The 15,202-nt window shown below is 61.4% G+C and carries 9 protein-coding genes; 8 read left to right on the forward strand and 1 reads right to left on the reverse strand.

Going from position 1 to position 15,202, the window contains the following annotated elements:
• The first annotated feature begins 158 nt into the window (after positions 1 to 158).
• Both BHMPCIPO_RS28065 and BHMPCIPO_RS28070 read left to right on the forward strand, forming a co-directional pair.
• Entirely contained in the window at positions 159 to 1,457 is a 1,299-nt protein-coding gene (locus tag BHMPCIPO_RS28065; RefSeq protein WP_246304701.1) for an exopolysaccharide biosynthesis polyprenyl glycosylphosphotransferase, read from the forward strand.
• Positions 1,458 to 1,505: 48 nt separating this feature from the next.
• Complete coding sequence (locus BHMPCIPO_RS28070; RefSeq protein ID WP_246304586.1) at positions 1,506 to 2,855, forward strand: polysaccharide biosynthesis/export family protein; 1,350 nt, start codon at positions 1,506 to 1,508, stop codon at positions 2,853 to 2,855.
• Here BHMPCIPO_RS28070 and BHMPCIPO_RS28075 read toward each other — a convergent pair.
• Positions 2,795 to 3,133, reverse strand: coding sequence for a hypothetical protein (locus BHMPCIPO_RS28075; protein ID WP_173519985.1), 339 nt, complete (start codon positions 3,131 to 3,133; stop codon positions 2,795 to 2,797). The two genes, BHMPCIPO_RS28070 and BHMPCIPO_RS28075, sit on opposite strands and share 61 nt — an antisense overlap.
• 590 nt (positions 3,134 to 3,723) lie before the next feature.
• On the opposite strand from BHMPCIPO_RS28075, the gene BHMPCIPO_RS28080 reads away from it, so the two are divergent.
• From BHMPCIPO_RS28080 to BHMPCIPO_RS28105, 6 genes are all read left to right on the forward strand, one after another.
• On the forward strand, positions 3,724 to 5,535 hold the full coding sequence (locus tag BHMPCIPO_RS28080; protein WP_376741725.1) for a type I secretion system permease/ATPase: 1,812 nt from the start codon (positions 3,724 to 3,726) through the stop codon (positions 5,533 to 5,535).
• 29 nt (positions 5,536 to 5,564) lie between these two features.
• The gene (locus BHMPCIPO_RS28085) at positions 5,565 to 6,869 is read left to right on the forward strand and encodes an HlyD family type I secretion periplasmic adaptor subunit (protein WP_173519986.1); all 1,305 of its coding nucleotides are present in this window, start codon (positions 5,565 to 5,567) and stop codon (positions 6,867 to 6,869) included.
• A gap of 62 nt (positions 6,870 to 6,931) precedes the next feature.
• A complete protein-coding gene (locus BHMPCIPO_RS28090) occupies positions 6,932 to 7,810 on the forward strand; it encodes a sulfotransferase family protein (protein ID WP_173519987.1) in 879 nt (292 codons plus the stop codon).
• 52 nt (positions 7,811 to 7,862) lie between these two features.
• Complete coding sequence (locus BHMPCIPO_RS28095; protein ID WP_312033069.1) at positions 7,863 to 9,365, forward strand: lipopolysaccharide biosynthesis protein; 1,503 nt, start codon at positions 7,863 to 7,865, stop codon at positions 9,363 to 9,365.
• A 224-nt stretch (positions 9,366 to 9,589) separates the two neighbouring features.
• Positions 9,590 to 11,974, forward strand: a complete 2,385-nt coding sequence (locus BHMPCIPO_RS28100; protein ID WP_246304587.1) for an RTX toxin — start codon at positions 9,590 to 9,592, stop codon at positions 11,972 to 11,974.
• Between the two features lie 230 nt (positions 11,975 to 12,204).
• Positions 12,205 to 14,940, forward strand: a complete 2,736-nt coding sequence (locus BHMPCIPO_RS28105) for an RTX toxin (protein ID WP_173519988.1) — start codon at positions 12,205 to 12,207, stop codon at positions 14,938 to 14,940.
• Positions 14,941 to 15,202 lie beyond the last annotated feature (262 nt).

Raw genomic sequence — 15,202 nt, forward strand, 5'->3', positions numbered from 1 at the left:
TCTTTCAAAGGCAATAGGTCTGTCCCGTTTCTCCTGGGAGATATATCGTGACTCAAATACCGGCCGAATCCTCACGTCCCTGGCACAAGGCGATTCCGCTCCCGATTGAGCAGATCAAGAATCGATTTGTGCTGCGCTGCCTGTTCTGCTCGCTGGCCATGCTCGGTGACCTCTGCGTGATCCTTGCAGCAGCCGTCACGACCAACCTGGTCAGCCTGCACATAACCGGCCGTGCGCACGGGCCAGAGCTCGCCTATGTCGTCTTGCCGACCTACCTGGTCGCCGCCTGGAACCTGGGCGCCTACCATTTGCCGACGCTGCGTTCGCGCTTGGCATCTGTCAGAAGTTGCCTTGCCTCCCTGGCGACCGCGGCCAGCTTCTCGCTCTTCGCAGCGCTCGCCTTCAGCGTCATCGGCAGCTTCTCATCGCGACAAACGGCCTTCTTCCTTGGGCTCACCGCCGTCGGCCTCACCGTCTTCCATTGGAGCGTGGCGGCCGGATTGCGCCGCCGGGAAGATCAAACGGAGACGAAAGTCATTCTTTTGGGCGACGACAGCGTCCGTTCAAATCGCCAGCGCAAAGTCGCAACGACCATTAACGTGAGAGCACGCGACTGGCGTCCGATGGAAATGGATCCGAACTTCCTCAATGACCTGTCGTTGGCGGTGGCGGACGCGGATCGGATCGTGTTGTCGTTCAGAGCCTTCAAGGAACAACAGAAATGGGCAAAGCTGCTCGGCGAACTCGGTTTCGAGACCGAGTTGCTTGAACCCGGACTTGCTGGCCTGAAACCGTTGGCGCTCCGCTACCTCGATTCCACGCCAACGCTCGTTGTCTCGACGGGACCGCTGACATTACACAAGCGCGCGCTCAAACGCGGCTTTGACCTGATGCTCGTGCTGCTCGCAGCGCCGATAATCGTGCCTCTAATCGCGGTACTCGCGGTTCTCGTACGCGCGGATTCGCCCGGGCCGGCGTTCTTTGTGCAGAAACGGATCGGCACCAACAACAGATATTTCAACTGCATCAAGTTCAGGACCATGCGCGTCGATCTGACCGATGCGGCCGGCAACCACCTTACCGAGCGCAACGACCCTCGGATAACACGGCTTGGGCATTTCCTGCGCCATACCAGTCTCGATGAACTGCCCCAACTTTGGAACGTCTTCATGGGGCAAATGAGCCTTGTCGGTCCTCGGCCACACGCGCTGGGCGCATCGGCAGAGGGTGCGCTTTATTGGGAAGTGGTGCCGGATTATTGGCATCGCCATTCGATGAAGCCTGGACTGACGGGCCTTGCCCAGATCCGCGGTTATCGAGGTCCGACCGAGAAGAAATGCGACATCGAAAGCCGCGTCGCCGCCGACATCGAATACATCCACACGTGGTCGCTCTGGCTGGATGTGAAGATCCTTTTCAGGACCTTGCGGGTCCTTGTGCACAGCAATGCATTCTGAAGTGTCTCGAGTATCGTCACGTCCCAGGCGTTGACGAAGGAGAAGGCGATGAAACCGTATGTCGATAGCTATGGCTCTTCACGGTTCGCCGGCGAATGCCGAGGCCCTGGAGACTTTCACGGCCCGATGCGCGTGGTCGATTGCGGCCGACTGCTGCTGCGAATTCTCGCGGTGGTGGCTGCCTTGCTGACCGCCAATCTCGCCCGTGCCGAGGGGTATGTGCTCGACACCGGCGATGTCGTGCGCGTCCTGGTCTTCGGTGAGGCGGCCTATCCTTTGGAGGTGGCGGTCGACGATCGCGGCTCGATCGCGCTTCCGCTTCTGGGTGACGTTCGCGCCCGTGGCCTGACGGCAGCCGCCCTCTCACAGAACATCCGACAAGCCTACCAGCAACGGAAATTGATCCTCGACCCCTATGTCAAAGTCGAGATCGGACAATATCGTCCGTTTTTCATATCCGGCGCCGTCGCGCACCCCGGCTCCTATCCGTTCCAGCCGGGGATAACCGTCCGGCACGCATTGGCGCTTGCCGGCGGCTTCCGCCCAACCACAGCCGGAGAAACCGTGCCGGCATTACAGATCGCGGACCTGCGTAGCGAGCGGGCAAACTTGATGATCGAAGAATATCGACTGAAGGTTCGCCTTGCCCGGCTCAACGCCGAGAGCAAGCTGGCCGACAGCTTTGCTATTCCGACTGATCCGCCAGCCGAACTTGGCCAGAGCCTGATTGACGAGATCATTGGAACCGAAAAGGCCCAGTTGAAGGCTCGGCTGGCCGCATACCGGGACGACGTATCTTATCTTGAAGCCTCGCTGGCGCGCCTGAAGAAGGAAGCCGAGACGCTGGCCGGCGCCAAGGACGAACGACAGCAGACGTTGAAGAGCCAGCTCGAAGAGTTGGAAGCTGTGCGGACCCTGCGCCAGAAAGGTTTGATTACCAATACGAACGTGATGGCGCTGGAGCGCGCCCAGAACAACTATCGCCTCGACCTCGCCCAGTTCGAAATGCAGCAGACGCGGTTGCAGCAGGATCTGCTCAACATGGAAAGCGAGCTGCGCAAGAAGCATCAGGACCACGAATTCCAGTTGATTTCGGACACGCAGGAGACACAGGTTCAACTGGCGAAGCTTGCAAGCCAGCTCAGATACCTGTCGGACAAACTGCTTTTCGTCTTCGAATATGGCGAGCATCGGACAATCGAAGAACTGCAGGGATCGGTAAGGATCCTGATTTTCCGGCGCGGCCAGAAGACGGGCCAGGAAGTCGCCGCAGACGAAGACACCGACGTCAATGCAGGCGACGTCATCGAAGTCTCGGTCGTGGCGAACAAGGGCTTCTATTCGTCGGGAGCTTCGCGTCCGGACCCGGCGGCGGACATGGAAAAGAAAGCGTTCTGACGGGAAGGCGAGCCGCCATCGATCATGTCGCGGGACGATACCTGCACCTTGCGACGCGATCGCAGCACCAGCAAGCCGGTTACGGACCCCAACTGAACCGTCATCACGGCGAGCAGGCTCAGTAAGATCACGGCGAATACACCATCGATGCCCCGGTGAAGCACCAGATAAACGGGCGTGATAAACAATACGACAATGGACGACAGGAAAATCCAGACGACCCGCCCGAAGCATCCTCCGAGAAATCCGATCGTCAGAAGGGTCGCGAACTCAAACACCTGATACCCCTCTCATGCTGCGCTCTTCGTCAGAGCGACAGTTGGAGTCACGTGTAAATATCGCAGTAACCATCAGCGAAAACAATGACAGTCGTGCAACAGTCCCACAAGTTTCGGATGCTCCGGCGTTGCTTTGCGGCCACTTCGGCGACCAGGATGCACTGAGTATGGTATTCAGCGGCCACAGTATTACCGACATTCTGACCTTCCTTTCAGGTGCAGTCTTCATGCTTGCGGCAAGTCATAGGCGCGCCGCGCCGCGCCGCAAGGCTGCGCCGGCGAAACATGGGCAGCTGTTGCGTGGGCCGCGGCAGAGGTCACGCCGTCGCCACAGCGCGGTCACGCCATTGCAGGTGGCCGGCGCATTCCTCTTCGTGCTCACCCTTCTCCGATTTGCATTCGAGTTCCTGCCCGCCAACAGCGCGTGGAAGACTGCGCGATCCGCGTTCGCCGTCGCCCCATGGCCGGCATGGATGGAGAGCCTCACCGCAAGCGCCGCCTCTCTAAGGGACCAACTGACGGAACTGACGGGCGTTGCTTTGGACGAGCCGTTATTTTGGCTGGCCATCGCGGTACTGGGCCTCATGCTGATGGTCGTTCCGCGGCGGCGCAGGCGAAGACGCGTTTCCGCCAACACGCCCGCAGCCACCCTTTCGGCCACGCAAAGGCGCGTGCCGGGCACGGAGCTTGCAGGCGCCTTGCGTTCCTGCCGCGGCGCACTCGCAGGTGTCGCGATCTTCAGCGGCGTCAGCAACATCCTGATGCTGAACGGCGCGATCTTCATGCTGCAAGTCTACGACCGCATCCTGCCGAGCCGGAGCGTGCCAACGCTCATCGGCCTGTCGATACTGGCTGCCGCCCTCTTCCTCGGGCAGGCGACCATAGATTTGCTGCGCGGCCGCATCATGACGCGGATCGGCGCCGAACTGGACGAATGCGTTTCGGGGCGGGTTTTCTCCGCAATCGCGCGCCTACCACTTCTCGTCGGGCAACAGGGCGAAGGACTGCAGCCTCAGCGCGACCTCGACAGCATCCGCACCTTCCTTGCCAGCCCGGGTCCCAACGCGCTTTTCGAGCTGCCGTGGCTTCCCTTCTACATCGCGATCATCTGGAGTTTCCACCCGATCCTCGGGCTGACGGCGATCGGCGGCGCGATCGTATTGGTGGCGTTGACGATCACGACCGAGATGCTGACACGCAAGCCGGCGAGCGCGGCGACATCTTCGGGAATCCGGCGCAACAACCTGGCGGAAGCCAGCCGCCGCAATGCGGAAGTTCTGGCCGCCATGGGCATGCGACGGCGCCTGCATGAGCAATGGCAGGAAACGAGCCGCGAACACATCGCCCAGCAGCAGCGCGTCAGTGATGTCGTCGGGGGCCTCGGCAGCCTTTCCAGGGCGTTGCGACTGATGCTTCAATCCGCGATGCTGGGTGTTGGTGCCTGGCTGGTGATCCATGGTGAGGCAACGGCTGGTGTCATCATCGCCGGCTCGATCCTGGCTGGACGGGCCCTTGCGCCCGTGGATCTCGCAATCGCTCATTGGCGCAATTTCATTTCTGCGCGCCAAAGCTGGCGCAGGCTGAGCCAGTTGCTTTCACGGCTGCCTGACGAGGTGGGGCCGATGGCCCTCCCGACGCCCCGTTCCAGCCTCACCGTCGATCGTGTCGCCGTCAGCGCGCCTGGCACGCAACGGCTGATCGTGCAGGGCATCGAGTTCAATCTCAGCGCAGGTGTCGGCCTTGGCGTGATCGGCGCCAGCGGTTCGGGCAAGTCAACCTTCGTACGCGCTCTCGTCGGCGCCTGGCGGCCGACGATCGGCCGCGTAAAGCTCGACGGGGCCGCACTCGATCAATGGCCGCAAGACCAACTTGGACGCTACATCGGCTATCTGCCGCAGGATGTGGAGCTCTTCTCGGGAACGGTTGCGACCAACATTGCGCGCTTTGAGCCGGTGGCGGATGCCGAGGCGGTTGTTGCCGCGGCACGGGCAGCCGGCGTCCATGACCTGATCGTCAGTCTGCCCAATGGATACGAGACCCAGATTGGCGAAGGCGGAACCGCACTTTCGGCCGGACAGCGTCAGCGCATAGCGCTCGCCCGAGCCCTCTATCGCGACCCATTTCTGATCGTGCTCGACGAGCCGAACTCCAACCTCGACGCGGATGGCGAGAGGGCCCTTGGCGAAGCGATCAAAAGGATCAAGGCTCGCGGCGGGATCGTCGTCATCGTCACGCATCGACCGAACATCCTCGCCGCGGTCGACCTGGTGATGGAAATGAAGGAGGGGCAGATGCAGACGTTGGGCCCGCGAGATCGGGTGCTTTCGAAGCTCTCCCCGCTGCAGCCGGCCAACAGTGATTTCCTCAGACCCATCGCCATCCACCCCAAACTGCCGAATTGAAGGCGGTTAAAACAATCGTCGCCATTCAAATGAACGGACCACACTCCCACCGACGCTCCATTCGCCGCAACCTCCTGGGTGGGGTCACGGTCATCGCCCTGCTTTTCGGCGTGGTCGGCGGCTTCGCTGCAACGATGGAGATCTCCGGCGCGATCATCGCTCACGGCGTGGTGGTCGTTGCCTCCAATGGCAAGAAAGTTCAGCACCCGACCGGCGGCATTGTCAGCAAGATCCTCGTGCGCGACGGTACGCATGTCGAAGCCGGCGATCTTCTCGTGCAGCTCAGCGATGTCGTGCCGCGCGCCAATCTGGCCTTCGTGACCAAGAGCCTGGACGAGCTCTATGCCCGAAAATCGCGCCTCGAGGCAGAGCGCGATGGCGGCGAGCAATTGACGATCGCCCCGACACTGGTGGCGCGGATGAGTGAGCCGGAGGTTGCAACGCTGGTCACGAGCGAGCGGCGACTGTTCGAAATTCGCCGCATCGAGCGCTCCGGCAACAAAGCGCGGCTTCGCGAGCGCATCGAGCAGCTCCAAAAGCAGATCGAGGGCTACTTGGCGCAAGGAAAGGCCAAGAGCAAGGAGATCGAACTGATCAGGGAAGAACTCGAGGGGATTCGCGATCTTGTCGCGATGAAGCTCACGCCGCTGTCGAAGCTGACGGCCTATGAGCGCGACGCGACCCGGATCGAGGGCGAGCGGGCGCAGCTGATCGCCAGCACTGCGCAGGCGCGGGGCGCGATCGCAGAGGTCCAGCTTCAGATCCTGCAGCTGGACAAGGAGTTTTCGAGCTCGACCGGCAGCGAGCTTCGCGACGTCGACGCCAAGATTGCCGAGTTCGAGGAACGACAGGTGACGGCCGCGGATCAACTGTTGCGCATCGAAATCCGTGCGCCCGTCAGCGGCTCCGTCTATCAGTCGACTGTGCACACCATCGGTGGCGTGATTGGTGCCGGCGAGCCGATCATGATGATCATACCGGACCAGGATGCCTTGGCGATCGAGGCAAAGGTCGCTCCTCAGGACATCGACCAGGTCCTTGTCGGCCAAAGCGCCCAGCTGCGGTTCACCGCCTTCAATCAGCGCATCACGCCGGAGTTCCAAGGTGTCGTCTCGATGGTCGCGGCCGACGTGACGCATGATCAGCGCACGAATGAGAGCTACTACGTCGCGCGGATCGCGCTAAAGCCCGATGGGTCGGAACACATGGGTTCCTTGGCCCTCCTTCCCGGCATGCCCGCCGAGGTGTTCATCACGATCGGGGACCGGACGATGCTCTCCTATCTGATGAAGCCCTTGTCAGACCAGATGATGCGAGCATTCCGGGACCAATAGGCGCAATGCAGGCGGCACCAACGCTGCCGCTCAATCGCTGTCTCCAGCGAAGGAGGATTGCTGTGATCGCGGACAAGCTCAGACCCCCGATATTCCTGATCGGCAACTATCGCTCGGGAACGACAATCACGCAGAAATTGATCGGCCTGCACCCGGACGTGGTGACCTGGTATGAACCGCGCACGCTCTGGCTCTACGCGGACCCCGGAAGGCAACATGATGTGTTCACCGAACGTGATGCGACGGAAAAGGTCATCCGCTACATTCGCGGACGCTTTCTCGAATTTCAGGTGAAGAACGGTGGCCGCCAGATCATGGAGAATACCCCGTCGAACGTCCTTCGCGCATCCTATGTGCACGAGATTTTCCCGGAGGCGACCTTCCTCTTCATCACACGAAATCCGTTCTCCTACATCAGCTCGATGGAGCTGAAATGGCAGAGAACGAAGACGCTGAAGGGCATGAAGAGAACGCTTTCGACCACGCCGCTGACGCAGCTCCACTACTATGCCGCCGTGCTCATCCGCCAAATGTTCGTCAAGAAAATACTGCGGAGGAAGTACGCGCCGATCTACGGGCCGAAGTACGAGGGGATCCACCAGGACCTGAAGGAACAGGACAAGCTGACGGTGATTGCGCGCCAGTGGGCACGTGGCAACCGCCGGGCCAGGGAGGATCTTGCCAAGCTCGGAGACGGTCGGGTGCTGACATGCCGATACGAGGACCTGATGCAGGATACTGAGACGACCTTGCGCCGCATCTACGACCACTGCGGGCTCGCCTGCAGCGATGATATCCTTCGTGCCGCCAAGGAGATGGTCGACCCCACCCGCCAGGAGAAGTGGCTTCGCTTCGATCGCGAGGAACTGCGGGCAATCCTTCCGGAGATCGAGGAAGAGATGCGCGTGTATGGCTACGAAGTTCCGCCTGCCCTTCAATGAGAGAGAGCCACAAGAGCAGCGTGCAGGTTCGTTCGCCCGAGGAGAGCAAGGCGTGAGCAACATTCGACAGGGGCTGGCAAGGCGGAGTGTCGTGGGCATGTTCTGGACGGGCCTGTCCATGGGGGCGCTCGCCGTGGCGGAGGTCATCGCGCTCCTCGTGCTCGCGCGGCTTCTTTCTCCCAATGAATTCGGGCTTTATGCCGCGGCCCTCGTCATCATCAAGCTGGCGACCATCTTCGAGAACCTCGGTGTCGCCCCGGCAATCGTGCAGCGGCCCGAGCTTGATGAACGTCACCTGCGGGTCGGCTTCACCTTGTCGCTGATCCTCAGTCTCGTGATCGCCGGGCTGGTCTGGTTGACGGCACCCGCAATCGCACATGCCATGCGACTTGCCGATCTGGCACCCATCGTGCGCGCCACCAGCGTCGTCTTCATTTGCCAGGGCGTCGCGCTGGTGGCGCAGGCCGTCGCGCAGCGAGCGCTGCGTTTCGAATGGCTGGCCGCTGTCGATGCGATATGCTTTGCGGTCGGCTTCGTGATTGCAGGACCGATCCTTGCCCTGGCTGGCTTCGGAATTTGGGCGCTCGTCGGTGCGCTGATGACCCAAAACTTTCTGCGCACGATTGTGTTGCTTGTCGGCCAGCCGCACCCGAAACGCCCTCTGCTGGAGCGGCGCGCAATCAGCGAATTGCTGTATTTCGGTGGCGGGTTCACCATTGCCAGAGTGTGCAACTATCTCGCAACCCAGGTCGACAAGCTCATCGTGGGCCGCTGGCTTGGAGCGGAAGCGCTCGGTATCTATTCGCTCTCCTCACAGCTCATGACCACGCCGGCGGTCATTATCGGCCAGATTCTCGACCGTGTCCTGTTTCCAACGATGGCGCTCGTACAACAGGAGCCCGCCCGGCTCGCCCGCGCCTATCGCAGCGCGGTTGCCGCCTGCGCTCTCGTGGTGCTGCCGGCAAGTCTCGTCGTCGCGATCGCGGCGCCCGAACTCGTCCAGGTTCTCCTCGGTCAAGGATGGGACGCGGTCGTCGCTCCCCTCCAGATCCTTGCCGTCGGCATGTTGTTTCGCACAAGCTACAAGCTCAGCGACTCCATTTCGCGCGCGACCGGCGTCGTCTATGCAAGGGCGTGGCGGCAGGCAATCTTCGTGGTCGCAGTGGCGGCAGGCGCTCTTCTTGGACATTTCTGGGGCGTGACGGGTGTGGCGGTCGGCGTTGTCGCGGCCGTCATGACCAATTTCATGCTGATGGCGCATCTCAGCCTGCGCGTCACCGGGATCGGCTGGTCCGCGTTCATCGGGGCGCATGTGCCGGCATTTGCGCTGGCGGCCGTGGTTGGCGCCAGTGCCTGGATCGCGGCGGATCAATTGCGCCAGGTTCACGTGATGCCGCTCGTCCTCCTCTTCAATGTCGCTATTGCCGCCGGCGCGACGGGCCTGGTGTCGTGCTGGCTGCTGCCGTCACTGTTTCTTGGTCGGGATGGGCAGTCGATGCTTCGCCTGGTCGCCGGGCTGGCGCCCGCTTGGCTGCGACGCAGTCGCCCGGGTTAGGCAGACAATCCTCCATCCGTTCGATGGCATGGCCCGAACGGCGAAACACAAGCGTTCCAAATTCCGTCCCGCGACCTGATCGAGTGACGTCGTCGTGTCCCAACGGCGACCCTCTTTCGGTCGCGGGTTTCGGCATGACCAGGGGTGCCCGTCCCAGCGAGCACCAAACGATCGCGGACCTGCAAAGGCCGGCTGAAAGGCCGCCTTGGTAAAGGAGATACGACATGACTAGTTTGGCTCGGTTTCCCAGTATCAAAGAGCTTTTGGCAGATATCGACCTCGACTACGGCCTTAAGGGCGGATTGGGTGATGACGGATCGCTGGCACTGACCGGCATCGCCGCTGCAAATGCTGCACTGACACCCCAGAACATTCTGCGCGCGACGGTCTCCTTCGAGGGGGGCAGCGACTGGGGTCTTTCACCAACGGACCTCGATCCGTGGCGGGAGCCAGGGCAGCGCGAGGATGGCGCCAGCGGCGCCACGGCACCGGCCGAAACCGGATTGGCGAAAGAGAGTGCAACAAGCCCATCCCCCGCCATGACGACCAGCGACGAGGAGGCGGCCACGACGATGGAGGTGCAGAGCCTTGCCGCTTCGACGAGCAGCACACCGACAGCGCTCGAAATCCGTGTGTCCGGCGCCGCCAATGACGCCGAGGAAAAGGCTTCAGGGACGATCTCGGGCAACATCAACGATCTCGAACTCGGCTTCGACGGTAACACGCGTCAAACGGTCGGGCTGCGCTTCACAGGCATCGACATCCCCAAGGGCGCCGTCATCACCAATGCCTATATCCAATTCACCACCGATGAAGTAAGCACGGGGGCGGTTTCGCTGCTGATCCGCGGTCAGGACGCGGACGACGCGGCAGCTTTCACAACCGCGAAGTTCGACGTTTCGTCCCGCCCGATTACGGATGCGTCGGTCGACTGGACACCAGGAGACTGGACAATACGCGGCGAGGCCGGAGCCGACCAACGCACGCCGGATCTCAAAGCGATCATCCAGGAAATCATCGATCGCGACGGCTGGGCGGCGCTGAACGACATTGCCTTCCTGATCACGGGCACCGGCAGGCGCACCGCCGAGTCCTTCGACGGCAACGCCGCCGCAGCCCCGCTCCTCCACCTCGAATATTACGTGCCGCCGCCAAGCGACCCGGTTGCCTTCGACACACCGCCAGATGCCAACTCCGGCGCCGACCAGATCGCGGAGCTGGCTGCCGTCGGCGCGGCCGTCGGCATCACCGCTTCAGCCAGTGACCCCGACGCCAACGACACGGTGAGCTACAGCATCGACGACGCGCGCTTTGTCATCGACAGCAATGGCGTCATTACACGATCGGGTGTCGGCACCCTGGATTTCGAGACCCAGGCCCAGATCACCCTGACAGTGACGGCGACCTCCTCCGACCGAAGCAGGGCCACCCAGACCTTTACCGTCAGCGTTCTCGACAGCCCGGAACCGGTCGCCTTCAACACCCCGGCGGATGCCAATACGGCCCCGAACCAGATTGCCCAGGACGCTGGCGCCGGCACCAAGGTCGGCATCACGGCCTCTGCAAGCGATCCTGATGCCGGCTCGACCGTCACCTATAGCCTCAGCGATGATCGTTTCGTCATCGATGCAGGCGGCATCATCACCCGCTCGGGAACCGGCACGCTCAATGCGCAATCCGAGCCTTCGATTACGCTAACGGTCACGGCCACCTCGTCAGACGGCAGCGCGGCCTTGCATGACTATACCGTCAACGTCACGACGGGGACGTCGAGCCCGCCCACTTCGGCAACCTTGGTGCACACCGTACTGACCTCTCAGTGGTCGCCGGCGAGCCCGGACCCGTCGGGTATCACTTACATCTCCCATCTCGGCACCCTGATGATTTCCGACGGTGAAGTCGATGAGATGTCGATATTCAAGGGAAAGAACCTGTTCGAGATGAGCCTGAACGGTACCTTGGTCAGATCGCTCACCACCACCAGTTTCTCGGACGAGCCATGTGGTGCTGCTTATAATCCGACCAACCGGCACCTCTATTTCTCAGATGATACCGGCACGAAGAGCGTCTACGAACTCAACCCGGGTTCGGACGGGCTTTACAACACCGCCGATGACATCGTGACCTCGTTCAAGACGTCCGCATTCGGAAGTTCCGACCCCGAGGGCCTCACCTACGACACGAAGCGCGGCGTCCTGTATCTCGCGGACGGCAACGCGAGGATCTACACGATCAACCCGGGCGCGAACGGCAAATTCGACGGAGTGGCCTCCACGGGCGGCGATGACGTGGTGACGAGCTTTTCGATCGGGACGCTTTCCAACGGGGATCCTTGCGTCGAGTATGACCCCGTTCACGACCTGCTCTATGTCGTCAAGTCGCGCACCCAGGTCGTGATGATGTCAACGACGGGGCAGCAATTGGGAACGCTCGATATATCGGCGGCCAATGCCCGCAAGGTGGCCGGCCTGGCGCTTGCGCCAAGCAGCGACGATGCGAACCAGATGAGTCTCTACATCGTCGACCGAGGTGTCGACAACGACTCCAACCCGAACGAGAACGACGGCAAGCTCTACGAGTTCCGGCTCGACCATTGGCTGCTCGCCTGATCGGGGGAATCGACCACTCCGCCAAAAAAGCATGTCGCGCAAAACTGCGCAGCGATTTTCGACAAATACATAAGAAATATCAATTATTTAAAGTGCAATAAGCGAATCTGAAAGATCGCCGCGCGCTTCAGTGATTTCGTCGCGTGGCACTGGCCGCATGACGAGCGTAGGGGTGGCCGCGTCCACTGGTTGGCCCCGATTATCCGCAAACCACGGAAAGGAGGTTGGACATGTCTAAGTTGTCCCGCGTTCCATCTGGCCTAGACATCCCAAAGCTCCTCACGATCGAGTTCGGGCTGAGTTTTGGCGGCCATGGCGGCTATGTGTTCGAGGATGACGCCGGAGAATCGATCTGGACCCTTCATCCGCAGGGGCTGGCGCAGCGACCGGTGGCTGACCTGAGCGAGAGCTGGGAGGAGCCCACGGTCGCCACTCATAGGCACCGCTCCTCTGTGGATGCCAGCATAGAGTACCAAGGCCTGCTCTTGGATCCGGCGGATACCGCGGTGGCTTCCAGCACCGACGAGAGGTCGCTTGGAAACGATACGCACGAGAGCACGCTGCTCTCCTTCAACGCAACCGCCCCGGAGCCGGCGTCAAGCAAGATTGACCCCGGCGTGGCCACGTTGAGCAGTGCCGCCGTCAGCACGCTTGCCGCCGATCCGATTTTCGAGACAAGGCTCGCCGCCGCCACTGATGACATCGAGGAAAAGAGCTCCGGCACGATATCCACCAACATCAACGATCTGGACATGGGCTATGATGGAACCACCCGCCAGACCATCGGACTTCGTTTCACCGGGATCGACGTTCCCCGGGGTGCGGTCATTACCAACGCCTATATCCAGTTCACCTCCGACGAGGTCGGCACCGGCGCGGCGTCATTTGTGATCCGTGGCGAGGATGCAGACGATTCGACCGCCTTTACGGCCATCAAGTTCAACGTCTCCTCGCGTCCGACCACGGACGCATCCGTTGACTGGACGCCGGCAAGCTGGACGGTGCGCGGTGAAGCCGGCATTGCCGAGCGAACGCCGGATCTCAAAGCGCTCGTCCAGGAGATCATCGATCGCGGCGGCTGGGCGGCCCTCAACGACATGGCGTTCGTCGTCACCGGCACCGGCACGCGCGTGGCGAAGTCTTATGAGGGCGGCGCCGCTGGCGCAGCTCTCCTGCACATCGAGTACACCGTTCCGGCGGCAGGCAGTCCTATTGTCTTCAACACGCCGGCCGATATCGATACGGCCACCAACCAGATTGTCGAACTCGCAACCGCAGGCACCGTGGTCGGCATCACCGCTTCGGCCAGCGATCCCGATGCCGGCGATACGGTCAGCTACAGCCTCGATGATTCACGCTTCGCCATCGACGCCAATGGCGTCATCACCCGGTCGGGCACCGGCACACTCGATTTCGAGACCCAGGCCTCGATCACGCTGACGGTAACGGCGACCTCGTCCGATCAAAGCGCCGCGACTCAAACCTTTACTATCGGCGTTCTCAACAGCCAGGAGCCGGTCGCCTTCAACACACCGGCCGACACCGACACGGCCACCAACCAGATCGCCGAAGGCGCTGCAGCCGGCACCGCGGTCGGCATCACGGCTTCGGCCAGCGATCCCGATGCCGGCGATACGGTGAGCTATAGCCTCGATGATTCACGTTTTACCATCGACGCCAACGGCGTCATCACCCGCTCGGGCACCGGCACGCTCGACTTCGAGACCCAGGCATCGATCACGCTGACGGTGACGGCAACCTCGTCCGATCAAAGCACCGCGACCCAGACCTTTACCCTTGGTGTTCTCAACAGCCAGGAGCCGGTTGCCTTCAACACGCCGGCCGATGCCGACACGACCACCAACCAGATTGCCCAGAATGCTGTCGCCGGCACCAAGGTCGGCATCACGGCTTCGGCCAGCGACCCGGACGCCGGTGATACGGTCACCTACAGCCTCAACGATTCACGCTTCGCCATCGACGCCAATGGCGTCATCACCCGTTCCGGCACCGGGACACTTAATGCCCAGTCCCAACCGTCGATCAACCTGATAGTCACGGCGACGTCGTCCGACGGCGGCACTGCTTCCGAAACCTTCAATTTGAACGTCACCAGCGGCGCGAACGGCCCGCCGACATCAGCGACCTTGGTCCATACCGTCCTCACCTCGCAATGGTCGCCCGCGAGCCCCGATCCCTCGGGGATCACCTATATTTCGCATCTCGGCACGCTATTCGTTTCCGACGGTGAGGTCGACGAGATGTCGATATTCGAGGGCAAGAATCTCTTTGAGACAAGCCTGAACGGCACGCTGGTAAGGTCGCTTACAACCATCAGTTTTTCCGATGAACCGAGTGGGGTCGCCTATAACCCCACAAACCATCATCTCTATTTTACGGACGACACCGGCACGAAGAGCGTCTACGAACTCAATCCCGGAACGGACGGACTTTACAACACGTCCGACGACATCGTGACCTCATTCAAGACCTCCGCGTTCGGCAGCACAGATCCGGAAGGGTTGTCCTATGACACAAACCGCGGAGTTCTGTACCTCGCGAATGGCGTCAATAACACCATCTATACGATCAATCCGGGTGCGAATGGCAAGTTCGACGGCGTGCCATCCGTGGGTGGTGATGACGTGGTGACGAGTTTTGCAATGGGCACGGTGTCAAACGGGGATCCCTGTGTCGAATACGACCCGGTTCACGATCTGCTCTACATCGTTAAGTCGCGTACCGAGGTGACGATGACCACACCGACAGGCGAATTCCTGGGAACTCTGGATATCTCCGCGGCCCATGCACGCAAAGTGGCGGGACTGGCGCTTGCGCCGAGCAGCGACGATCCGAACCAGATGAGCCTCTACATCGTCGATCGCGGCGTCGACAACCACTCGAACCCGAACGAGAACGACGGCAAGATGTATGAGTTCCGGCTCGATCATTGGCTGCTATCCTGAGGAGACTCGGGCACATTGCCCGACCAGCTGGGGCGATCGATCAACCGGATCGATAAGCCAGGGTACTTGCAGCTTCCTTCGGGCGGTCCGGGAAATGATCGGCTCCTGCAGCCATTGCTGCGGGGGCGAGCGCGACTAGGCACTCGCGCACCGCGTTAGAGCATGCCGCACGCCGAAAGCAACTTGTTCGACACGCCTCGGGATAGCACTCGTGGCTTCTGGCGTTATGGCGCTGCCCAAACCGTCCGGACAGGATTTCTTG

Origin of the sequence: Ensifer sesbaniae (assembly GCF_013283665.1) — a bacterium.
GTDB lineage: Bacteria > Pseudomonadota > Alphaproteobacteria > Rhizobiales > Rhizobiaceae > Ensifer > Ensifer sesbaniae.

Bases quoted from the DNA above. Each gene is read 5' to 3' on its own strand.
- BHMPCIPO_RS28080 (WP_376741725.1), top strand. From the start codon at position 3,724: ATGGTCGTTCCGCGGCGGCGCAGGCGAAGACGCGTTTCCGCCAACACG.
- BHMPCIPO_RS28070 (WP_246304586.1), top strand. From the start codon at position 1,506: ATGAAACCGTATGTCGATAGCTATGGCTCTTCACGGTTCGCCGGCGAA.
- BHMPCIPO_RS28100 (WP_246304587.1), top strand. From the start codon at position 9,590: ATGACTAGTTTGGCTCGGTTTCCCAGTATCAAAGAGCTTTTGGCAGAT.
- BHMPCIPO_RS28065 (WP_246304701.1), top strand. From the start codon at position 159: ATGCTCGGTGACCTCTGCGTGATCCTTGCAGCAGCCGTCACGACCAAC.
- BHMPCIPO_RS28085 (WP_173519986.1), top strand. From the start codon at position 5,565: ATGAACGGACCACACTCCCACCGACGCTCCATTCGCCGCAACCTCCTG.
- BHMPCIPO_RS28105 (WP_173519988.1), top strand. From the start codon at position 12,205: ATGTCTAAGTTGTCCCGCGTTCCATCTGGCCTAGACATCCCAAAGCTC.